Consider the following 20326-nt stretch of genomic DNA (forward strand, 5'->3'; position numbering starts at 1 on the left):
CCGAGATGGTGATGCCGGGCGACAACCTGAAGTTCGAGGTCGAGCTGATCGCCCCGATCGCGATGGAAGAGAAGCTGCGCTTCGCCATCCGTGAAGGCGGCCGCACCGTCGGCGCGGGCGTCGTCTCGAAGATCATCGCCTAAACGTCCCGTCCTGGGAAATCGAAAGGCCGCCCCACCCGGGCGGCCTTTTTCGTTCCTGACAGGACCTGTCAGCAGGCCCGGGCGATACTGCCTTCCTCACAAGGAGGACCACCATGCCCATCCACCATGGAACCTGCCACTGCGGCACCGTCGCCTTCCAGGCTGATCTCGACTTCACCCAGCCCACCAGCCGCTGCAACTGCAGCTTCTGTCGCAAGACCCGGAACTGGAGCCAGCGCATCGCGGACCCGGCCAGCCTGATTGTCACCCAGGGCGCGGACGCCATATCGCACTACCATGGCCGCACCGCGGGGCCGGTCCCGCATATCTCTCACGCCTTCTGCCGCCAGTGCGGCACGCGGCTTTTCAGCATCGGCGACATCCCCGAACTGGGTGGGCGCTTCGCCAGCGTCTTTCTGCCCGCGTTGGACGATGTGACCGAGGCGGAACTGATCTCGGCCCCCTTGGTCTGGTGCGACGGACTGCACGGCAACTGGTGGAATGCCCCGACCGAAACGCGGCACCTTTAGCCGCGCCTGCGTCAGACCAGCCCGCGCGCGATCAGGCTTTCGGCCATCGCCCCCACCGCCTCGCCCGCGCTGCGCGGGGGGCGGGCCAGAAGGCGTTGCGCGCCCGTGTTGTCGAGTTTCGGGCGGTAGCCGAGCTCCACCAGGTTCGCGCGCATGTCGCCGTCGAACAGCGCATAGGCCCGGGTCAGCCAATCTGGCATCCGCCATTTCGGCATCTTCCGCGCATAGTCGGGCCGCGCCTCGGCGATCAGCTTGCCCATCCGCAGGATCGTCGCCTCGTCGAAGGCCGCAATGTGGCGCTGGCCCGCTGCCTGCGGGTCGGTCAGGGCCGCGACATGGATCCGCGCCAGGTCGCGCACATCGACGCAATGCATCGTCAGGTCCGGAGCCATCGGGATACTGCCCTGCAGGAACCGCTGCACCAGCGCGCCCGAGGTGCCCGGGTCGTCGTCCAGCAGCGGCCCGAGGATCAGCCCCGGATTGATCACCGCCAGCCGAGCCTCTTGCCCCTTCACCATTTCCCAGGCCTTGCGCTCGGCCAGAAGCTTGCTTTCGGTATAGGCGGTCATCCGGCCCGCCTCGATCGGGCTCCAGTCGTTCGGACCCAGCCGCGCCGGGCCACCCTTGCCGCGCCCGTAGACCACCGCCGCGGTCGAGGAGGTCAGCACCACCCGCTCCACCCCCGCCTTCAGGGCCGCCGCCATTGCCCGCCGCGTTCCGTCCACCGCCGGGCGGATCAGCTCTCCCTTGTCCTTCGGCATCGTCGTCACGAAGGGCGATGCGGCGTGCATCAGGAACCGCGCCCCCGCCATCGCCTCGTCCCAGCCCGCGTCATTGGTCAGGTTCAGCGTGACGAACTCCAGCCGCGAGATGTCTTCGCCCGCGTCCCACAGCGCCCTGCGCACCGCGTCGGCCCGCGCCGGATTGCGCAGGGACCCACGCACATGATAGCCCGAGGCCAAGAGTTCCCGCGCCAGATGACCCCCCAGAAAGCCGGTGATCCCGGTCAGCACCACGATATCCGCCATGTTCGTCCCCTTGTGAATTGAACGAAATGAACGATAATCGTATAAAACGTTCAGTCAAGGTCCGATCATGACCCCCGACCGCGATCAGCGCATTCTTGAGGCCGCCTCCGAGGTCTTCACCCGGCACGGTTTGCGCGCTGCCCGGATGGAGGCCATCGCGCGCGAGGCAGGGGTGGCCAAGGCGACGCTCTACAGCCGCTATCCGGACAAGGAGACGCTGTTCAAGGCGGTCAGCGCCGCTGCGGTGGCCAGCTTCCGCGCGGCCTATGCCCAGGCGCTGGACCAGCCCGGCACCCCCTCGCAGCGGGTGGTCGGGGCGATCACCGCCAAGTACCAGGCCATCGCGCGGCTCTTGGGCGACAGCCCGCACGGGCAGGAAATCCTGGCCGAGCACATGCGGCTTTGCCCCGAGGAGCACCAGGCCTTGACTGGCTGGTTCAACGCCGAGATTGCCCGGATGCTGGCAGCCGAGGGCCGCGCCGATGCCGAGGAGCTGGCGCGCGTCGTTACGGCGGCAGTGGACGGCGTCAAGCAGGCCTTCCCGCGGGTCGAAGACTTCACCCGCATCCTGCCCGGCGTGGTGGGAAAGCTTCTGGCTTGAGACCAAGCTTGATTTGACGATTCGCCCCGCGCGTCCCACAGTGGCGGTCTGACCAAAGGGGGAGGCCAGCGATGTGTCAGATGTTCGCCGGGCAGGACCCGGCCCGCTATGAATATGTCACCCGCCGCCTGCGGCTGAACGGGCAGTCGACCTCGATCCGGCTGGAGCGCGCGTTCTGGGGGATCGTCGACCAGATGGCGGCGAAGGATGGGTCCACGACGCCGGCTTTCCTGTCCAAGCTGCATTCCGAAGTCCTGGAACAGCATGGCGAGGCGACGAACTTCACCTCTCTCCTGCGCTGCGCCTGCACGATCCACCTGGGCGAGCTGGAGCAGGTCCCGCAGGACCGGTTCGCCGCCGAGTAGAAAATCGGCCTGTAGTATTCACCTACTACCTACCTCCGAAATTGGTCCGGTAATCTTACCAGATCAACGACCCGGGGGACCTGATGGCCAAACTGATTCATTCGATGGTGCGCGTGCTGGACGAGGCGCGCTCGGTTGCGTTCTATGACGCGGCCTTTGGCCTCAAGGTCGCGGACCGGCTGGATTTCGACGGCTTCACGCTGATCTACCTGTCGAACGCGGACCAGACGTTCGAGCTGGAACTCACCGTCAACAAGGGCCGGACGGACGCCTACACGCTGGGCGACGGCTACGGCCACCTCGCGGTCAGCGTCCCGGATGTCGAGGCGGAGCACGCGCGCCTGACGGGGGCGGGCCTTGCCCCCCGGAAGGTCGTCGACTTCCGCAACGGCGACACCCCCGTCGCCAAGTTCTTCTTCATCGCCGACCCCGACGGCTACCAGATCGAGGTCATCCAGCGGGGCGGTCGCTTCCTCTGAGGAGGAGGGGAGGCGGCCAGAACCCCGGCCAGACACCAAGGGAGGAAACCAATGACGAAACATGACCTGCGGGGGCTGACCCGGCGTCAGCTTCTGTCGCGCAGCCTGTCCGCGGGCGCGCTGGCGGTGGTGGGGACCGGCTTCATCGCCGCCCCCGACGCCGCCTGGGCGGTCGAGGTGACCGCGATCACGCCCGAACAGATGGCGACGCTTCTGCAGATGGCGCGCGACATCTACCCGCACGACCAGGTGCCGGACAGGTTCTATGCCGTGGCCGTCAAGGGCTATGACAGCGCCGAGCAGAAGGACTTCGTGGCCGAGGGCGTCGCGGCGCTCGACGCCGCCGCCAAGGCCGCCGGGTTCGACAGCTATGTCGCGGCGGGCTGGGAGGAGGACCGGGTGAAACTGCTGCAGGGGATCGAGACGACCCCCTTCTTCCAGACCATCCGGGCCGGGCTGGTGACCGGTCTCTACAACCAGAAAGAGGTCTGGCCGATCTTCGGCTACCAGGGGGAAAGCTTCTCCCAGGGCGGCTACATCGAGCGCGGCTTCAACGACATCGACTGGCTGTAGGGGAGGGCCGTCACCATGGTTGCGAAATTCGACCTGAACGACGACTCGGTGGTCGTCATCATCGGCACCGGCGCGGGCGGCGGGGTCCTGGCGAACGAGCTGGCGCAGAAGGGCGTCAAGGTCGTGGCGCTGGAAGCCGGAGGGCGCTACCTGCCCGAGGACTACATCAACGACGAATGGGAGTCGTTCGGGCAGCTGGCCTGGCTCGACGCCCGGACGACCAGCGGGTCGTGGCGTGTCGCCAAGGACTTCGCGGGCCTTCCGGCCTGGATCGTGAAGGCGGTGGGCGGCACCACGACGCACTGGGCCGGGGCTTCGATCCGCTTCCAGGACCACGAATGGAAGGCGCTGACCACCTACGGCGCGGTGGAAGGGGCGAACCTTCTGGACTGGCCGATCGACGCGGCCGAGATGGCTCCGTGGTACGAGAAGGCCGAGACCAAGCTGGGCGTCACCCGCACCGGCGACCGCGCGGGCCTGCCGGGGAACAACAACTACCTGGTCTTCGAGAAGGGCGCGAAGGCGCTGGGCTACAAGGAGGTCCACACCGGCCGCATGGCGATCAACTCGGCCGATTACGATGGCCGGATGGCCTGCCAGCAGACCGGCTTCTGCTTCCAGGGCTGCAAATGGGGGGCCAAGTGGTCGGCCGCCTATACCGACATCCCGGCGGGCGAGGCGACGGGGAACCTGGAGGTCCGCGAACGGGCCCACGTGGCGCGCATCCTGCACAACGAGGCGGGGAAGGTGACCGGGGTCGAATATTTCGACGCGGAAGGCAACCTGCAGATGCAGAAGGCGCGGATCGTTTGCGTGGCCGGGAACTCGTTCGAGTCGCCACGCCTGCTGCTGAACTCGGCCAGCTCGATGTTCCCGGACGGGCTTGCCAACTCCTCGGGTATGGTCGGCAAGAACTACATGCGGCACACCACGGGATCGGTCTACGCGATCTTCGACAAGCCGGTCCGCATGTGGCGCGGCACGACCATGGCGGGGATCGTCCAGGACGAGGCGCGGCATGACCCGTCGCGCGGGTTCGTCGGCGGCTATGAGCTGGAGACGCTGTCGCTGGGCCTTCCCTTCATGGCGGCCTTCCTGAACCCGGGCGGCTGGGGCCGCGGCTTCACCACGGCGCTCGATCACTACGAGAACATGGCCGGGATGTGGATCGTGGGCGAGGACATGCCGCAGCTGCAGAACGGCGTTACCCTGTCCGAGACGAAGGACCAGTTCGGCCTGCCGGTGGCCAACGTCCACTTCGACGACCATCCGAACGACATCGCCATGCGCAACCACGCCTACAAGCAGGGCATCGCGATGTACGAGGCCGTGGGGGCCACCCGCGCCTTCCCGACCCCGCCCTATCCCTCGACCCACAACCTCGGCACCAACCGGATGTCGGCCGAGGCGAAGGATGGCGTGGTGAACAAGTGGGGCCAGACCCACGACATCGCGAACCTCTTCGTTTCGGACGGGTCGCAGTTCACCACGGGCGCGGCCGAGAACCCGACGCTGACCATCGTGGCCCTGGCGATCCGCCAGGCCGACCACATCGCCCGCGAGATGAGCGCGGGCAACATCTGATCCGGGCCTCGCGGGGCGCTTCACCCCAGCCGACCCGTAGGGCGTCCCCGTGTGTCCGGGGGCGCTCGCCTTCTTCCGGGGACCCAACCCTGGAACATCATGATGGTCCGGCGGTTCTTTCCTTCGCCGAAGGGAGGCCACATGACGCTCTGGACCCGTTACAGCTATCTCTGGATTACGCTGATCCTGTTCCTTGGCTCTCTCGTCGGCCATTGGGTCTTTGGCTGGTTCGCCTATGTCAGCGAGCAGACCCAGCACGGCGCGCCTGTCGAGGTCTCGGGCTACCTGGTCGAGATGATGCGGGACACGATGGAGAACTGGCAGTCCGAATTCCTGCAGCTGATGTGGCAGGTGGGCGGCCTGGCCTTCTTCCTCTTCGTCGGCTCGCCCCAGTCGAAGGAAGAGGGCGACCGGGTCGAGGAGAAGATGGACCTGATCCTGCGAACCCTCCGGCCCGTGGACGCCGAGGACCATATCCGCGAATTCGACCGCCGCTTCCCGGGTCGCAACTCAGGCGGGAAGATGTAGAAGCGCCGCCGACTTTCGACACCCGGATTGTATCTCTTGCGCGGCCGGTTTCGATCCTCTGCGCCACCCCGAACCCTGCAATGATCCCCTATGACTGCCCGATTGAGGCAGTGCGCGGATTTGTCGCGCGAGGGAACGGGACAGCAAAATGGGGCTTCGAAATATCCTGCTGGCGGCTCTGCTGGCGCTCACCGCGCTACCAGTGGCCGCACAGACGACCACGGTGTCGGTGACCTTCGATCAGGGGGTGATCGGAACGTTCGGCAACAATACCGGACAGGCCAATGACGTGGTCAACACCGGCAACCTGGGGATCACGTCGATCACCTTCACCCAGGAAACCGACAACGGGCGCTTCGGCGGAACGCAGGGCAACGACTACTGCGGAACGCTGACCCTCACGGGCAGCCCGACGGTCAGCTTCAACGCTTGCGTGAACTGGCGCATCACCGAAACCGGCACGACCCATTACATCGGGTTCATCCCCGAAGAAACGGAGTCATTCGACGGCCCCACCCCGTTGACCTACACCGGACCGCTGGAGCGCGAGACCTACGATATCATCGTTGAAGCGATCTACGACAACGAAGCACCCGAAAGCAACTTCGCCTTCCGCACCAACACGTCAGCCCCGGCTTACGCGGACGGTGCGGACGTGAACGGCAACGCTGCATCCGCCAGCGCCCTGGAGTCGCTGAACGACTACATCGACGCGCAAAGGCCGATCATCAAGGGTCCGGCTGCAGAAACGGTCGATGGCCAGGGCACGGACAAGACCACGGTGGACGAAGGCACAACCGATGTTGCCCAGTTCTCGGCCGACACGGAAGTCACGTGGTCGGTGGAGGGCACCCAGGCCGATCTGTTCTACATCGTCGAGGGACAGCTGAGCTTCAAGCTCGCGCCCGAGTTCGATGCGGAAACGCCGGCGAACAACATCTACGTCGTCGACATCGTCGCCACGAACGCCGACGGGATCCGGTCCGTCATGACCTTCACCGTCACCGTGCTTCAGAAGGAAGACACGAAGCCAGAAATCAGCGGGCCGAACGAGACGACCGTCGACGGCAAGGGTGAAGATGAGACCGAAGTCACCGAGGGGACGACGGCTGTCGAGACCTTCGGCATCAACGAGGACGTCACCTGGACGCTGGAAGGCCGGGACGCCGACCTGTTCAAGATCGACGAGGACGGATCGAACTTCGGCGGCAAGCTCAGCTTCCTCGAGCCCCCCGTCTTCGACACGCAAAATGCTGACAACAACGTCTACTTGATCGACATCGTCGCCACCGACGCGGACGGGAACCGTGCGGTCATGACCTTCACCATCACCGTGACGCAGCTTCCGGACACCACGCAGCCCGAAATCACCGGGCCGAACACCAAGACCGCCCAAGGCGCTGGGGCGGACGCAACCGAAGTGCCCGATGGCACGGACGACGTCGCCGACTTCTCGGCCGACGAGGATGTGGAATGGTCGCTCGAGGGCGAACAGGCCGGGCGTTTCACGATCAGCGAGAATGGGAGCCTTGCCTTCGCGCCGGCCGTCGAGTTCGACCCGCTTGACCCGACGAACAACGTCTATGTGGTCGACATCGTCGCCACCGACGCAGACGGAAACCGCGCGGTGATGACATTCACGATCACGGTCATGGATACCGCCCAGGCCGCCCTTGCGCGCAATCGCGATGACATCGAGAAGATCATCCTCGACGCCGAAATCGCGAAACTTCGCGGGCAGCAGGGCTCGCTGCGGGCGATGACCGCTTCGGCCCGGGACCGCTTGGCCGGTGGGGCCTGCGGCAAGTCCGATGACCAGGACACCGCACGCGGTCTGGACGACGACGAAGCCTGCCGGATCGAGGAGAACGATCTTGCGGTCAGCGTCAGCGCGAAGGGCACGTCGCTGGTCGGCCATGACAGGCGGATCCACGGCTTTGACGGCTACCGCCGCATCACCATCCTGGACCTGTCGATCCTGGACCAGGATGACCTGCGGACCCTGTCCTTCAACGGCCACTTCGCGCTTGAGAACTACCGGGCGGAGAATGCGCTTTACGGGATCTTCGCCGGCGTCAGCCTGAACAGCACCGATGTGGCAGGCAGCAGCACGGGCCGAGCCGACTCCTATGGTGTCAGCCTCGGGGCCTATGCGGTCCACGAACTGCGCCCGGACCTCTTCTCGGAACTCTACCTCAGCATCGGCCGGTCGCAGAACCAGCTTGACCTGACCGACGGCTACCTGGACGTGGCCGGCCGACTACGGGACGACCGAGGCCCATGTCGGCTGGATCCTGTCCGGCGAAATCCGCAAGGACGACCTGGACATCCTTCCCGAGATCGGGCTGCAACTGTCACGCAGCGCGTCCTCCGCCATCGAGGTCACGGGCGCGACGCCGGACGACCTGGCCGCGGTAACCTGGGAGGGTCTGACGGCGACCCTGGCGCGGGCAAACCTTTCGACCGAGTTCCGCTACTACATCGACGGCCGGGCAAAGGATGCCTGGGTGCTGGACGCAAAGCCGGGCGTGGTCTGCGAACGGGTCAAGGCGGTCACCGAGACCTCGGGTTGCGGGCTATCTCTCAGCCTCGGGCTGAACCGGACCTCGCTTGACGGGGCGCACCGGTTCTCGACCGACGTCGGGCTGGAAGAGATCGACGGGAGCCAGCGCCGAAGCGCTGCCGTGAACTACGAACTTCGGTTCTAGTCTGGAAAAGGCCCCGCGCGAGCGGGGCCTTTTTCATCGGGAAGACCGTCAGGACGCCCCGCGCCGCATCTGCCAGCCCAGCCGTAACCCGGGATGCGCCTTGATCTGGTCCAGCATCGCCTTGAAGGGTCCGCGCGGCACCATCCCGCCGTGCCAGTCCGCGGCCTGCCGCACGCGCTGCATCAGCTTGCCGTCGGTCAGCTCTCCGACCTGCGCGGCCATCAGTGCCGCAGGGGTGACCGGCGCGACGCAAAGGAAGACCAGCCCCACCTTCGGCACATGCGCCAGCGGCAGGAACTGATCCCGCAGGCATACCATCTGCGCGCAAAGCCAGGGCTGGACCGACATCAGGTAATCCTGCTGCACCAGGATCGACCGCCCGGGCACCAGCGACGGGAAGAACTCCCTGGCCACATGGTCGGCCATGACCGCCCCTTTCGCCGCATCGACGGACAGGATCTCCACCGGCCCGCCGGACCAGCGTTGGTCGCCGATGTCGCCCACGTGCAGCGTGACCTTGTCCTGCCAGGGCGCAAGGTTCCGCCGCACCACCGGCAACAGGTCCGCCTCATCGGATTCGGGCAGCGGCTCCTCGGGCATGAACTTCGCCCAGAACGCGCGCGAGGATCGGAAGCGGTCGTAGCTGTGGACATGGAAGCCCCGGCCCGAAAGCGCGAGGCCCGAGAGAAGCCGCGCCGCCGAGCCTCCGGCATAAGCGCCAAGGTCCACGGTCGCCCCGTCGCCCGCCACCCGGCGGCCGAGCCAGTGATAGAGCTGACCCTCCTCGGGCGTCAGCATGGTCGGCACGCGGGCGGCCGGGCCAAGGTCGGCCTCGCTCACGCCCCGCCAGGGCCGCGCCGCGAACTCTGCCACGATATCCTCTGTGCTCTGCACTGCGCGCGCCCTCCGCCCGGCAGCCTACGGAACCCGGTCCCGGCTTTCCAGATCGCCCTGCCCGGGTCGGGCGTCAACGGGGGGCGGGGTCCCGGTCGCGCTTCGCGCCCGCCTTCCGGCAGCGGTCCGAACAGAAGCGCACCGCCTCCCAGTCGCGTTCCCACTTCTTGCGCCAGGTGAAGGGCAAGCCACAGGCCGCGCAGGTCTTTTGCGGCAACTCGGATTTCTTGCGCATCTTCGGCATCGTTCCCTCCCGCTCGGAAACTGGCGCGCCCCTGCGCGTCGGCAAGCCCCGGCCTTCCACCCCAGGGCCAGCCATGCTAGGATTTCCCATCCGCAACAGGAGGCTCCGATGGACCTGACGGCCTGAACCGTTCCCAAGAACCGTTCCCCTGAAAGGTCCAGACATGCCCCTTGATCCCGCGCTGCGGCACCCGCTGGTTTTGCCCGACGGCAGCGTGCTGCCGAACATGGTCCACCTGAACCGGGTGATCGACCACCCGAACATCCAAATCGGCGACTTCACCTACGCCAACGACTTCGACCCGCCCTCGGACTGGGCCGCGCGTCTGGCGCCTTACCTTTACCCCGGCGCGCCCGAGCAGCTGGTCATCGGCCGCTTCTGCCAGATCGCGCATGGCGTGCGCTTCATCACGGCTTCTGCCAACCACGCGATGGACGGGCTGACCACCTTTCCCTTCCCGGTCTTCGATCCCGAAACCATCGACGGCTACAAGGCCAGCTTCACCGGTCTGCCCGATACGGTCGTCGGACACGACGTCTGGATCGGACACGGCGCGCTCATCCTGCCGGGGGTGCGCATCGGCAGCGGGGCGATCATCGGCGCGGGCGCGGTGGTGACGCGGGATGTCCCGCCATACACCATCGTCGGCGGCAATCCCGCGCGGCAGATCCGTCCCCGTTTCGACAAGGGCATGGTCGATCGCCTTCTGGCGTTGGCCTGGTGGGACTGGCCGCTCGACCGCATCCGGGCCGCCGTTTCCGCACTTCTCGCCCCGGACCTTGCGGCGTTGGAGCGGCTTGCAGACCCGGGCTGACGGGCAGGGCGGGTCCCTGACCGCGCGGGTGCGAGAATCCCTTGACCTCCCGCGCGGCCTGCCGTAACCCGTCCTCCGCGTAGGGGTATAGCTCAGCTGGTAGAGCGACGGTCTCCAAAACCGTAGGTCGCGGGTTCGAGCCCTGCTGCCCCTGCCATCCTCCAGACCGGACCACACAGCATTCCTTGCAGCGGGCGGGAACCCGGCAAGAAGTCGCGCGTTTTGTCTCCATCAAGACCTGATCACAGGAATGGAGACATCCATGCTTAAAGCGAACAAGGCAGCGACCGCTGCTCTCATCGCCCTCATGGCCAGCCCGCTGGCTGCCGCCGTCGACAAGGTCGCCAAGATCGACGCCTCCGTCGACGTGTCGGCCATCAACAACGCCGAGGCTGCCACCTTCTGGGCCAACCTGGAAACCGACCTCGAGAACGCCATCGCCGCCCGGGTGACCGACCGGCTCGCCGTGGAAGAGGTTAAGCCCGACGAAAGCGGCCGCATCGACGGTGCCCAAATCAACGTCGACATCCGGGAAGTGGAACTCGCCAGCGCCTTCGAGCGCGAGCTGAACCTGGGCGACGCGGTGCTGGTCGGGCAGGTGACCATCGTCGATGACACCGACAACACCAATGCCGACGGCTACGAGCTGACGGTGTCGCTGGAAAACGCCAACGTGATCGTCCCGGAGGGCACGCTGGTCCTGCTCTCCACCGACACGACCGGCGCTTACCAGCGGCTGGTCGAAGCCTTCGCAGACGGCATCGTGAGCCGCCTGAAGTAACCCCATGTCTCCGCGCCCCTCACTGTCCCCGGGGCGCGGGGTCACTGTGTCCGGCGTTCTGGGGACGCCGGACACCTTTTCTTCACCCGACTGTCGAACACCCGCAGTCCAGTCCACGTGAAGTGACAGGGAAATCCTTGTCCGCAGCGTTCTGCTTGAATTCCCCCGCCCGAACCCGTATCTCCGGCATCGAACCAGTCCCGGAATCCCCATGACCACGAACCCCCTCCAGTTCCTCCAGCAGGTCCGCGCCGAAGTCGCCAAGGTGGTCTGGCCCACCCGGCGCGAGGTTCTTCTGACCACGCTGATGGTGTTCATCCTCTCCGCCCTTGCCGCGACCTTCTTCAGCCTGGTCGACCTCGGCATCCGCACGGCGCTCCAAGCGATCATCGGCGCCTGATTTCCCGCAGGCCCGGGGCTTTCCCTCTTGAATTGACGGCGGGCAGGGGGTAGACCCCGCGCCAACCAAAGGGACACCGGCGCGCATCGATTCGGGGTGCGCGCTGTTTTTTGTTCCGGGGCCGGACGAAAATGGGCCGAACGGCCCGGCAGCAAGGATGACAGGCAGATGGCGAAGCGCTGGTATTCGGTGAGCGTTCTCTCGAACTTCGAGAAGAAGGTGGCCGAGCAGATCAAGACCGCCGTCGCCGAGGCCAACCTGGGCGACGAGATCGACGAGGTTCTCGTCCCGACCGAGGAAGTGATCGAGGTCCGCCGCGGCAAGAAGGTCACGTCCGAGCGTCGCTTCATGCCGGGCTATGTCCTTGTCCACATGGAAATGTCGAACCGCGGCTACCACCTGATCTCCTCGATCAACCGCGTCACCGGGTTCCTCGGACCCCAGGGCAAGCCGATGCCGATGCGGGACGCGGAAGTGAACGCGATCCTGAACCGGGTCGAAGAGGGCGAGGCCCAGCCGCGCAACCTGATCCGCTTCGACATCGGCGAGACGGTGCAAGTGACCGACGGCCCGTTCGAGGGCTTCTCGGGCATGGTCGAGGATGTGGACGAGGCGCACAGCCGCCTGAAGGTCACCGTGTCGATCTTCGGCCGCGCGACGCCCGTGGAACTGGAATTCACTCAGGTCTCCAAGGGGGCCTGAGGAAGCGCGTGGGAGGCGAGCGCCCGGAAACGGGTGACGGACCGGACCACTAAACCGCATCTTCGGATGCAGTGACAAAGGAGAAGGCCAGATGGCCAAGAAGATCATCGGCAGCCTCAAGCTGCAAGTCAAAGCCCAGCAGGCGAACCCCTCGCCCCCGGTCGGCCCGGCCCTCGGCCAGCGCGGCCTGAACATCATGGCCTTCGTGAAGGAATTCAACGCGAAGACCGCCGACATCGCGCCGGGCACGCCTACGCCCGTCATCATCACCTACTACCAGGACAAGTCCTTCAGCCTCGAGCTGAAGACCCCGCCGGCCTCGTTCCTGATCAAGCAGGCCGCTGGCCTGCCGCCCGTCGGCAAGCGCTCGCGCTCGAAAGGCGCGACGAAGCCCGGCCGGGAAGTCGCCGGCACGATCACCGCGGCCCAGCTGCGCAAGATCGCCGAAACGAAGATGAAGGACCTGAACGCCAACTCCGTGGAAGCTGCGATGCAGATCATCCTCGGCTCGGCCAAGTCCTGCGGCATCGAAGTGAAGGGCTGATCACCATGGCAAAGATTGCAAAGCGCGTCGCCAAGGCGAACGAACTCTTCGCTGGCAAGGCGAACATCTCGGTTGAAGATGCGGTGAAGCTGATCAAGCAGGCTGCCTCGGCCAAGTTCGACGAAACCGTCGAGATCGCGATGAACCTCGGCGTCGACCCGCGTCACGCCGACCAGATGGTCCGTGGTGTGGTCGCCCTGCCGAACGGCACCGGCAAGACCGTCCGCGTCGCCGTCTTCGCCCGTGGCGCCAAGGCTGATGAGGCCAAGGCCGCCGGTGCGGACATCGTGGGCGCCGAAGACCTGATGGAATCCATCCAGCAGGGCAACATCAACTTCGACCGCTGCATCGCGACCCCGGACCTGATGCCGCTCGTCGGCCGCCTGGGCAAGATCCTCGGCCCGCGCAACCTGATGCCGAACCCGAAGGTCGGCACCGTGACGATGGACGTGAAGACGGCCGTCGAGGGTGCCAAGGGCGGTGAGGTCCAGTTCAAGGTCGAAAAAGCCGGCGTGATCCACGCGGGCGTCGGCAAGGTGTCCTTCGACGACGCGAAACTGGCGCAGAACATCCGCGCCTTCGTCGATGCCGTCGCCAAGGCCCGTCCGACCGGCGCCAAGGGCACCTACGTCAAGAAGGTGTCGCTGTCCTCGACCATGGGCCCGGGCGTGTCGGTCGACATCGCTTCGGCGACCCAGGCGTAAGAATCCCGACCCGCAAGGGAAGGGGCCTACCCGGGCCGAAAGGCCCGGTTCTGTCCGAGACGGTGGGTGGTGCGCAAACACCATAAATCCTGCCTGAGATGGGGAACGAGATTGAAGGCGCCTTCGGGCGATCTTGGATCCGGGAACCGTTGCGGACCCGACGCCCCTGCGAAGGGGCAAACATGAGCCGGGGGGAAACCCCCAACCTTGGAGTGAAACTGTGGATAGAGCCCAGAAAGAGAAAGTGGTCGAGGAACTCGGCCAGATCTTCGAAAGCTCTGGCGTTGTGGTGGTTGCCCACTACACCGGGATGACGGTTGCACAGATGCAGGACCTGCGCGCGAAGCTTCGCGACGTGGGCGGGTCCGTCCGCGTTGCCAAGAACACGCTCGCCAAGATCGCCCTTGAAGGGAAGCCCGCTGCAAAGATGGGTGACCTCCTCACGGGCATGACCGTGCTGTCCTTCTCCGAAGACCCCGTGGCTGCGGCCAAGGTCTGCGATGCCTACGCCAAGACGAACGACAAGTTCGTCATCATCGGCGGGGCAATGGGCGACACGGTTCTGGACCAGGCTGGTGTCAAAGCCGTGGCCGCCATGCCGTCGCGCGAAGAGCTCATCGCTCAGATCGTGTCGTGCATCGGGGCTCCTGCTTCGAACATCGCCGGGGCCATTGGTGCGCCTGCGTCGAACATCGCGAGCATCCTGTCGACCATCAAGGAAAAGGCTGCCGCCTGATCCTTTCATCCCGGTCGTGGTTGATACCGCACCGTTGGAACCCATCTTAAACAAACGGAACTGAAAAATGGCTGATCTGAACAAACTCGCCGAAGAGATCGTCGGTCTGACCCTCCTGCAGGCTCAGGAACTGAAGACCATCCTGAAGGACAAGTACGGCATCGAGCCGGCCGCCGGTGGCGCCGTCATGATGGCTGCTGCTCCGGGCGCTGGCGCTGCTGCCGCTGCCGAAGAAGAAAAGACCGAGTTCGACGTCGTCCTGACCGACGCCGGTGCGAACAAGATCAACGTGATCAAGGTCGTCCGCGAACTGACGGGCCTGGGCCTCAAGGAAGCCAAGGACCTGACCGAAGCTGGCGGCAAGATCAAGGAAGGCGTCTCGAAAGCCGACGCCGAGGCGATGAAGAAGAAGTTCGAAGAAGCTGGCGCCAAGGCCGAGCTGAAGTAATCGGACTTCGGGGGAAACCCCGATGCAAAGCAGGGCTGGGGCCGAGGAATTCGGTCCCAGCCATGCGCGTCTTGATAGGGGCCTTCGGGCGAAGACCTCTTTCCAGACGCGGACCAGGTTCGGGAGCCACCCTTCGGGACGGGCGGCACGAATGGAACCGGGACGGTCTCTTCGCAAGCGGTGCGCGCCCGTGGCCCGACGGGTGGTGCGCCAGCGAAACACGGAAAGGTGATCCGAAACATGGCGCAAGCTTATGTTGGCCAGAAACGCATCCGCCGCTACTTCGGCAAAATCCGCGAAGTGCTGGAGATGCCGAACCTGATCGAGGTTCAGAAATCCTCCTACGACCTCTTCCTGCGGTCCGGCGATGCCGACAAGCCGCTGGATGGCGAAGGCCTCCAGGGCACGTTCCAGTCTGTCTTCCCGATCAAGGACTTCAACGAGACCTCGGTCCTGGAATTCGTCAAGTACGAGCTGGAAAAGCCCAAGTACGATGTCGACGAATGCCAGCAGCGCGACATGACCTATGCCGCGCCGCTGAAGGTGACGCTGCGCCTGATCGTGTTCGATGTCGATGAGACCACCGGGGCCAAGTCGGTCAAGGACATCAAGGAACAGGACGTCTACATGGGCGACATGCCCCTGATGACCTCGAACGGCACGTTCATCGTGAACGGGACCGAGCGGGTGATCGTCAGCCAGATGCATCGTTCCCCGGGCGTGTTCTTCGACCACGACAAGGGCAAGACCCACTCCTCGGGCAAGCTTCTCTTCGCCTGCCGCATCATCCCGTACCGCGGCTCGTGGCTGGACTTCGAATTCGACGCCAAGGACATCGTCTTCGCGCGCATCGACCGCCGCCGGAAGCTGCCGGTGACGACGCTGCTCTATGCGCTTGGCATGGACCAGGAAGGCATCATGGATGCCTATTATGACTCGGTGAACTTCCGTTACGTGAAGAACAAAGGCTGGGTCACCAAGTTCTTCCCGCAGCGCGTCTCGGGCACCCGTCCGACCTACGACCTCGTGGACGCAGCCACCGGCGAAGTCATCCTGAAGGCGGGCGAAAAGGCCACGCCGCGGATGGTGAAGAAGTGGAAGGATGAAGGCCAGGTGACCGAGCTTCTGGTCCCCTTCGACCACATCATCGGCCGCTACGTCGCCAAGGACATCATCAACGAGGAAACCGGCGAGATCTGGGTCGAAGCCGGGGATGAGCTGACCTGGGAACTGGACCGCGACGGCGAAGTCAAGGGCGGCACCGTCAAGGTGCTCCTCGACCAGGGCATCACCGACATTCCGGTCCTCGACATCGACAACGTCAACGTCGGCCCCTACATCCGCAACACCATGGCGGTGGACAAGAACATGGGCCGCGACACCGCGCTCATGGACATCTACCGCGTGATGCGCCCGGGCGAACCGCCGACCGTCGAGGCCGCCTCGGCGCTGTTCGACACGCTCTTCTTCGACAAGGAGCGGTATGACCTCTCCGCCGTCGGCCGCGTGAAGATGAACATGCGCCTCGACCTCGGCAAGCCGGACACCCAGCGCACGCTCGACCGCGAGGATATCGTCGCCTGCATCAAGGCGCTGACCGAACTGCGCGACGGCAAGGGCGAGATCGACGACATCGACCACCTCGGCAACCGCCGCGTCCGGTCGGTCGGCGAACTGATGGAAAACCAGTACCGCGTCGGCCTGCTTCGCATGGAACGCGCGATCAAGGAACGCATGTCCTCGGTCGAGATCGACACGATCATGCCGCAGGACCTGATCAACGCGAAACCCGCCGCGGCGGCGGTGCGGGAATTCTTCGGCTCCTCGCAGCTGTCGCAGTTCATGGACCAGACCAACCCGCTGTCCGAAGTCACCCACAAGCGTCGTCTCTCGGCCCTCGGGCCGGGCGGTCTGACCCGCGAACGCGCTGGCTTCGAGGTCCGCGACGTCCACCCGACCCACTACGGCCGGATGTGCCCGATCGAGACGCCGGAAGGCCCGAACATCGGCCTGATCAACTCGCTGGCAACCTTCGCCCGCGTGAACAAGTACGGCTTCATCGAAACCCCGTACCGCAAGGTGATCGACGGCAAGGTGACCGGCGAGGTCGTCTATCTGTCGGCTATGGAAGAATCGAAGCACACCGTGGCGCAGGCTTCGGCCGAACTGAACGCCGACGGCAGCTTCGTGGAAGAACTCGTTTCGGCCCGTGAAGCCGGCGAATTCGTGATGGCGCCGCGCGCCACCGTCACGCTGATGGACGTTTCGCCCAAGCAGCTGGTCTCGGTCGCGGCTTCGCTCATTCCGTTCCTGGAAAACGACGACGCCAACCGCGCGCTGATGGGCTCGAACATGCAGCGTCAGGCCGTTCCGCTGCTGCAGTCGGACGCCCCCTTCGTGGGCACCGGCATCGAAGCCGTGGTCGCCCGTGACTCCGGCGCCGCCATCATGGCCCGCCGCGCCGGCGTGATCGACCAGGTCGACGCGACCCGTATCGTCGTGCGCGCCACCGAGATGCTGGAACCGGGTGAGCCGGGCGTCGACATCTACCGTCTGCGCAAGTTCAAGCGGTCGAACCAGTCCTCCTGCATCAACCAGCGCCCGCTGGTGAAGGTGGGTGACGTCGTGAAGCGCGGCGAAGTGGTGGCAGACGGCCCCTGCACCGACATGGGCGAACTCGCCCTTGGCCGGAACGTGGTCGTCGCCTTCATGCCCTGGAACGGCTACAACTACGAAGACTCGATCCTGATCTCGGAACGCATCCTGCGCGACGACGTCTTCACCTCGATCCACATCGAGGAATACGAAGTCGCCGCCCGTGACACCAAGCTCGGGCCCGAGGAAATCACCCGCGACATCCCGAACGTCGGCGAGGAAGCGCTCCGCAACCTCGACGAAGCGGGGATCGTCTACATCGGGGCGGAAGTGCAGCCGGGCGACATCCTGGTCGGCAAGATCACCCCGAAGGGCGAAAGCCCGATGACGCCGGAAGAAAAGCTCCTCCGCGCCATCTTCGGTGAAAAGGCTTCGGACGTCCGCGACACCTCGCTGCGGCTGCCCCCGGGCGCCTACGGCACGATCGTGGAAGTCCGCGTCTTCAACCGCCACGGTGTGGACAAGGACGAACGCGCCCTGCAGATCGAGCGTGAGGAAGTCGAACGCCTCGCCCGCGACCGCGACGACGAACTCGCGATCCTGGAACGCAACATCTACGCGCGCCTCAAGACCCTGATCATGGGCAAGACCGCCGTGAAGGGGCCGAAGGGCATCAAGGCCGGGTCGACCATCGACGACGAACTCCTGGGCACGCTGTCGCGCGGCCAGTGGTGGCAGCTCGCTCTGGGTGAGGAAGCCGACGCCAAGGAAGTGGAGGCTCTCCACGACCAGTTCGAAGCGCAGAAACGCGCCCTGGATCACCGCTTCGACGACAAGGTCGAAAAGGTGCGCCGTGGCGACGACCTGCCTCCGGGCGTGATGAAGATGGTCAAGGTCTTCGTCGCGGTGAAGCGCAAGCTGCAGCCGGGCGACAAGATGGCCGGCCGTCACGGCAACAAGGGCGTCATTTCCAAGGTCGTCCCCATGGAAGACATGCCCTTCCTGGCCGATGGCACCCCGGTCGACCTCGTTCTGAACCCGCTCGGCGTGCCGTCGCGGATGAACGTGGGCCAGATCCTGGAAACCCACATGGGCTGGGCCGCACGCGGCCTGGGCCTGAAGATCGACGACGCGCTGAAGGAATATCGCCGGTCCGGCGACATGACTCCGGTGCGTGAGGCTGTCCGTCTGGCCTATGGCGACGAGACCTACGAAGAGGCCTTCGCGGGCCGCGACGAGGACGAGTTCCTGGAACTGGCGGGCAACGTGACCAAGGGCGTGCCGATTGCAACCCCGGTCTTCGACGGTGCCAAGGAAGCCGACGTCAACGACGCGCTGACCCGCGCGGGCTTTGACACCTCGGGCCAATCCGTGGTGTTCGACGGCCGCACCGGTGAGCAGTTCCAGCGCAAGGTGACCGTGGGCGTGAAGTACATGCTCAAGCTGCACCACCTGGTCGACGACAAGCTGCACGCCCGTTCGACGGGGCCGTACAGCCTCGTTACCCAGCAACCGCTGGGCGGCAAGGCGCAGTTCGGTGGCCAGCGTCTCGGCGAGATGGAGGTCTGGGCCCTGGAAGCCTACGGCGCCGCCTACACCCTGCAGGAAATGCTGACGGTGAAGTCGGACGACGTGGCAGGCCGGACCAAGGTCTACGAGTCGATCGTCAAGGGCGAGGACAACTTCGAAGCCGGCGTGCCGGAATCGTTCAATGTTCTCGTCAAGGAAGTGCGGGGCCTCGGCCTCAACATGGAACTCCTGGATGCGGAGGAGGAGTGACGGGCCGACGGTGGGGTGAAACCCCGCCCTACGACGCCCGGTAGGGTGGGGTTCTACCCCACCTTCCTCCCCCGCAACCCCTTATATGGGAAGATGAAATGAACCAGGAACTCTCGACCAACCCGTTCAACCCGGTTGCTCCGGTCAAGACCTTCGACGAGATCAAGATCTCTCTGGCATCGCCCGAGCGGATCCTGAGCTGGTCCTATGGCGAGATCAAGAAGCCGGAAACCATCAACTACCGGACCTTCAAGCCCGAGCGTGACGGCCTCTTCTGCGCGCGCATCTTCGGGCCGATCAAGGACTACGAATGCCTCTGCGGCAAATACAAGCGCATGAAGTATCGCGGCGTCGTCTGCGAGAAATGCGGCGTTGAAGTCACGCTCCAGAAGGTGCGTCGTGAGCGGATGGGCCATATCGAGCTCGCCGCCCCCGTTGCCCACATCTGGTTCCTGAAGTCGCTGCCGTCCCGGATCGGCCTCATGCTCGACATGACGCTGCGGGACCTGGAACGCATCCTCTACTTCGAAAACTACGTCGTCATCGAGCCGGGTCTGACCGACCTCACCTACGGCCAGCTGATGACCGAAGAGGAATTCCTCGACGCGCAGGACCAGTACGGCGCCGACGCCTTCACCGCGAACATCGGTGCGGAAGCGATCCGCGAGATGCTGGCGGCCATTGATCTGGACGCGACTGCCGAGCAGCTGCGCGAAGAGCTGAAGGAAGCCACTGGCGAGCTGAAGCCGAAGAAGATCATCAAGCGGCTGAAGATCGTCGAAAGCTTCCTGGAATCGGGCAACCGCCCGGAGTGGATGATCCTGACCGTGCTTCCGGTGATCCCGCCGGAACTGCGTCCGCTGGTCCCGCTGGACGGCGGCCGCTTCGCCACGTCCGACCTGAACGACCTCTACCGTCGCGTCATCAACCGCAACAACCGCCTGAAGCGCCTGATCGAGCTTCGCGCGCCGGACATCATCGTCCGGAACGAAAAGCGGATGCTGCAGGAAGCCGTCGACGCTCTGTTCGACAACGGCCGTCGCGGCCGCGTCATCACGGGCACCAACAAGCGCCCGCTGAAGTCGCTGTCGGACATGCTGAAGGGCAAGCAGGGCCGCTTCCGCCAGAACCTGCTCGGCAAGCGCG

The 20326-nt window shown here is 65.3% G+C and carries 19 protein-coding genes, 1 tRNA gene and 3 pseudogenes; 19 read left to right on the top strand and 4 right to left on the bottom strand.

Going from position 1 to position 20326, the window contains the following annotated elements; translation table 11 throughout:
* Both tuf and ACE3Q6_RS21090 read left to right on the top strand, forming a co-directional pair.
* Positions 1-143: pseudogene (gene tuf / locus ACE3Q6_RS21085) on the top strand (elongation factor Tu); the annotation flags it as partial.
* Positions 144-256: 113 nt separating this feature from the next.
* Positions 257-673, top strand: a complete 417-nt coding sequence (locus ACE3Q6_RS21090; protein WP_374436807.1) for a GFA family protein — start codon at positions 257-259, stop codon at positions 671-673.
* A gap of 11 nt (positions 674-684) precedes the next feature.
* Here the strand turns inward: ACE3Q6_RS21090 and ACE3Q6_RS21095 are convergent, their stop codons facing one another.
* Entirely contained in the window at positions 685-1701 is a 1017-nt protein-coding gene (locus ACE3Q6_RS21095) for an NAD-dependent epimerase/dehydratase family protein (RefSeq protein WP_374436809.1), read from the bottom strand.
* A gap of 67 nt (positions 1702-1768) precedes the next feature.
* On the opposite strand from ACE3Q6_RS21095, the gene ACE3Q6_RS21100 reads away from it, so the two are divergent.
* The 6 genes from ACE3Q6_RS21100 to ACE3Q6_RS21125 all read left to right on the top strand — a co-directional run bounded on the left by ACE3Q6_RS21100 (position 1769) and on the right by ACE3Q6_RS21125 (position 5831).
* A complete protein-coding gene (locus tag ACE3Q6_RS21100) occupies positions 1769-2302 on the top strand; it encodes a TetR/AcrR family transcriptional regulator (protein WP_374436811.1) in 534 nt (177 codons plus the stop codon).
* A gap of 71 nt (positions 2303-2373) precedes the next feature.
* Positions 2374-2667: a ribbon-helix-helix domain-containing protein gene (locus ACE3Q6_RS21105; protein WP_374436813.1), complete on the top strand. Its 294-nt coding sequence runs from the start codon at positions 2374-2376 to the stop codon at positions 2665-2667.
* Between the two features lie 83 nt (positions 2668-2750).
* Positions 2751-3146: a VOC family protein gene (locus ACE3Q6_RS21110; protein WP_374436815.1), complete on the top strand. Its 396-nt coding sequence runs from the start codon at positions 2751-2753 to the stop codon at positions 3144-3146.
* 51 nt (positions 3147-3197) lie between these two features.
* Positions 3198-3719, top strand: coding sequence for a Twin-arginine translocation pathway signal (locus ACE3Q6_RS21115; protein ID WP_374436817.1), 522 nt, complete (start codon positions 3198-3200; stop codon positions 3717-3719).
* 15 nt (positions 3720-3734) lie between these two features.
* Positions 3735-5303, top strand: coding sequence for a GMC family oxidoreductase (locus tag ACE3Q6_RS21120; RefSeq protein WP_374436819.1), 1569 nt, complete (start codon positions 3735-3737; stop codon positions 5301-5303).
* A gap of 141 nt (positions 5304-5444) precedes the next feature.
* Positions 5445-5831, top strand: a complete 387-nt coding sequence (locus ACE3Q6_RS21125) for a DUF6766 family protein (RefSeq protein ID WP_374436821.1) — start codon at positions 5445-5447, stop codon at positions 5829-5831.
* A gap of 1214 nt (positions 5832-7045) precedes the next feature.
* Here ACE3Q6_RS21125 and ACE3Q6_RS21130 read toward each other — a convergent pair.
* The 3 genes and pseudogenes from ACE3Q6_RS21130 to ACE3Q6_RS21140 all read right to left on the bottom strand — a co-directional run.
* Positions 7046-7096, bottom strand: a pseudogene (locus tag ACE3Q6_RS21130) (hypothetical protein); the annotation flags it as partial.
* 1491 nt (positions 7097-8587) lie between these two features.
* Positions 8588-9433 (bottom strand): hypothetical protein, encoded by an 846-nt coding sequence (locus tag ACE3Q6_RS21135; protein ID WP_374436823.1) that lies wholly within the window; start codon positions 9431-9433, stop codon positions 8588-8590.
* Positions 9434-9506: 73 nt separating this feature from the next.
* On the bottom strand, positions 9507-9677 hold the full coding sequence (locus tag ACE3Q6_RS21140; protein WP_374436825.1) for a DUF2256 domain-containing protein: 171 nt from the start codon (positions 9675-9677) through the stop codon (positions 9507-9509).
* Between the two features lie 163 nt (positions 9678-9840).
* Between ACE3Q6_RS21140 and ACE3Q6_RS21145 the strand changes: the two genes are divergently transcribed.
* From ACE3Q6_RS21145 to ACE3Q6_RS21195, 11 genes and pseudogenes are all read left to right on the top strand, one after another.
* Positions 9841-10491 (top strand): CatB-related O-acetyltransferase, encoded by a 651-nt coding sequence (locus tag ACE3Q6_RS21145; RefSeq protein ID WP_374436827.1) that lies wholly within the window; start codon positions 9841-9843, stop codon positions 10489-10491.
* Between the two features lie 81 nt (positions 10492-10572).
* Positions 10573-10648 (top strand) — tRNA-Trp (locus tag ACE3Q6_RS21150).
* Between the two features lie 105 nt (positions 10649-10753).
* Positions 10754-11272, top strand: a complete 519-nt coding sequence (locus ACE3Q6_RS21155; protein WP_374436830.1) for a hypothetical protein — start codon at positions 10754-10756, stop codon at positions 11270-11272.
* 211 nt (positions 11273-11483) lie between these two features.
* The gene (secE, locus tag ACE3Q6_RS21160) at positions 11484-11672 is read left to right on the top strand and encodes a preprotein translocase subunit SecE (RefSeq protein ID WP_374436832.1); all 189 of its coding nucleotides are present in this window, start codon (positions 11484-11486) and stop codon (positions 11670-11672) included.
* A gap of 168 nt (positions 11673-11840) precedes the next feature.
* On the top strand, positions 11841-12374 hold the full coding sequence (gene nusG / locus ACE3Q6_RS21165) for a transcription termination/antitermination protein NusG (protein WP_374436835.1): 534 nt from the start codon (positions 11841-11843) through the stop codon (positions 12372-12374).
* 91 nt (positions 12375-12465) lie between these two features.
* The gene (gene rplK / locus ACE3Q6_RS21170) at positions 12466-12918 is read left to right on the top strand and encodes a 50S ribosomal protein L11 (RefSeq protein ID WP_374436838.1); all 453 of its coding nucleotides are present in this window, start codon (positions 12466-12468) and stop codon (positions 12916-12918) included.
* A 5-nt stretch (positions 12919-12923) separates the two neighbouring features.
* Positions 12924-13622 carry a 50S ribosomal protein L1 gene (gene rplA / locus ACE3Q6_RS21175; RefSeq protein ID WP_374436840.1) on the top strand — a complete coding sequence of 233 codons (699 nt, stop codon included), beginning with the start codon at positions 12924-12926 and terminating at the stop codon, positions 13620-13622.
* Positions 13623-13842: 220 nt separating this feature from the next.
* On the top strand, positions 13843-14358 hold the full coding sequence (gene rplJ / locus ACE3Q6_RS21180) for a 50S ribosomal protein L10 (RefSeq protein WP_374436842.1): 516 nt from the start codon (positions 13843-13845) through the stop codon (positions 14356-14358).
* A gap of 67 nt (positions 14359-14425) precedes the next feature.
* Positions 14426-14806, top strand: a complete 381-nt coding sequence (gene rplL / locus ACE3Q6_RS21185) for a 50S ribosomal protein L7/L12 (RefSeq protein WP_374436844.1) — start codon at positions 14426-14428, stop codon at positions 14804-14806.
* Between the two features lie 240 nt (positions 14807-15046).
* Positions 15047-19180, top strand: coding sequence for a DNA-directed RNA polymerase subunit beta (gene rpoB, locus ACE3Q6_RS21190; protein ID WP_374436847.1), 4134 nt, complete (start codon positions 15047-15049; stop codon positions 19178-19180).
* Between the two features lie 98 nt (positions 19181-19278).
* Positions 19279-20326 (top strand): annotated as a pseudogene (locus ACE3Q6_RS21195) (DNA-directed RNA polymerase subunit beta'); the annotation flags it as partial.

Origin of the sequence: Tabrizicola sp. (genome assembly GCF_041913445.1) — a bacterium.
GTDB lineage: Bacteria > Pseudomonadota > Alphaproteobacteria > Rhodobacterales > Rhodobacteraceae > Tabrizicola.

What these genes read in the sequence shown, in the direction of transcription:
- ACE3Q6_RS21090 (WP_374436807.1), top strand. Translation starts at nt 257, where the DNA reads ATGCCCATCCACCATGGAACCTGCCACTGCGGCACCGTCGCCTTCCAG.
- ACE3Q6_RS21095 (WP_374436809.1), bottom strand. Translation starts at nt 1,701, where the DNA reads ATGGCGGATATCGTGGTGCTGACCGGGATCACCGGCTTTCTGGGGGGT.
- ACE3Q6_RS21100 (WP_374436811.1), top strand. Translation starts at nt 1,769, where the DNA reads ATGACCCCCGACCGCGATCAGCGCATTCTTGAGGCCGCCTCCGAGGTC.
- ACE3Q6_RS21105 (WP_374436813.1), top strand. Translation starts at nt 2,374, where the DNA reads ATGTGTCAGATGTTCGCCGGGCAGGACCCGGCCCGCTATGAATATGTC.
- ACE3Q6_RS21110 (WP_374436815.1), top strand. Translation starts at nt 2,751, where the DNA reads ATGGCCAAACTGATTCATTCGATGGTGCGCGTGCTGGACGAGGCGCGC.
- ACE3Q6_RS21115 (WP_374436817.1), top strand. Translation starts at nt 3,198, where the DNA reads ATGACGAAACATGACCTGCGGGGGCTGACCCGGCGTCAGCTTCTGTCG.
- ACE3Q6_RS21120 (WP_374436819.1), top strand. Translation starts at nt 3,735, where the DNA reads ATGGTTGCGAAATTCGACCTGAACGACGACTCGGTGGTCGTCATCATC.
- ACE3Q6_RS21125 (WP_374436821.1), top strand. Translation starts at nt 5,445, where the DNA reads ATGACGCTCTGGACCCGTTACAGCTATCTCTGGATTACGCTGATCCTG.
- ACE3Q6_RS21140 (WP_374436825.1), bottom strand. Translation starts at nt 9,677, where the DNA reads ATGCCGAAGATGCGCAAGAAATCCGAGTTGCCGCAAAAGACCTGCGCG.
- ACE3Q6_RS21145 (WP_374436827.1), top strand. Translation starts at nt 9,841, where the DNA reads ATGCCCCTTGATCCCGCGCTGCGGCACCCGCTGGTTTTGCCCGACGGC.
- ACE3Q6_RS21155 (WP_374436830.1), top strand. Translation starts at nt 10,754, where the DNA reads ATGCTTAAAGCGAACAAGGCAGCGACCGCTGCTCTCATCGCCCTCATG.
- secE (WP_374436832.1), top strand. Translation starts at nt 11,484, where the DNA reads ATGACCACGAACCCCCTCCAGTTCCTCCAGCAGGTCCGCGCCGAAGTC.
- nusG (WP_374436835.1), top strand. Translation starts at nt 11,841, where the DNA reads ATGGCGAAGCGCTGGTATTCGGTGAGCGTTCTCTCGAACTTCGAGAAG.
- rplK (WP_374436838.1), top strand. Translation starts at nt 12,466, where the DNA reads ATGGCCAAGAAGATCATCGGCAGCCTCAAGCTGCAAGTCAAAGCCCAG.
- rplA (WP_374436840.1), top strand. Translation starts at nt 12,924, where the DNA reads ATGGCAAAGATTGCAAAGCGCGTCGCCAAGGCGAACGAACTCTTCGCT.
- rplL (WP_374436844.1), top strand. Translation starts at nt 14,426, where the DNA reads ATGGCTGATCTGAACAAACTCGCCGAAGAGATCGTCGGTCTGACCCTC.
- rpoB (WP_374436847.1), top strand. Translation starts at nt 15,047, where the DNA reads ATGGCGCAAGCTTATGTTGGCCAGAAACGCATCCGCCGCTACTTCGGC.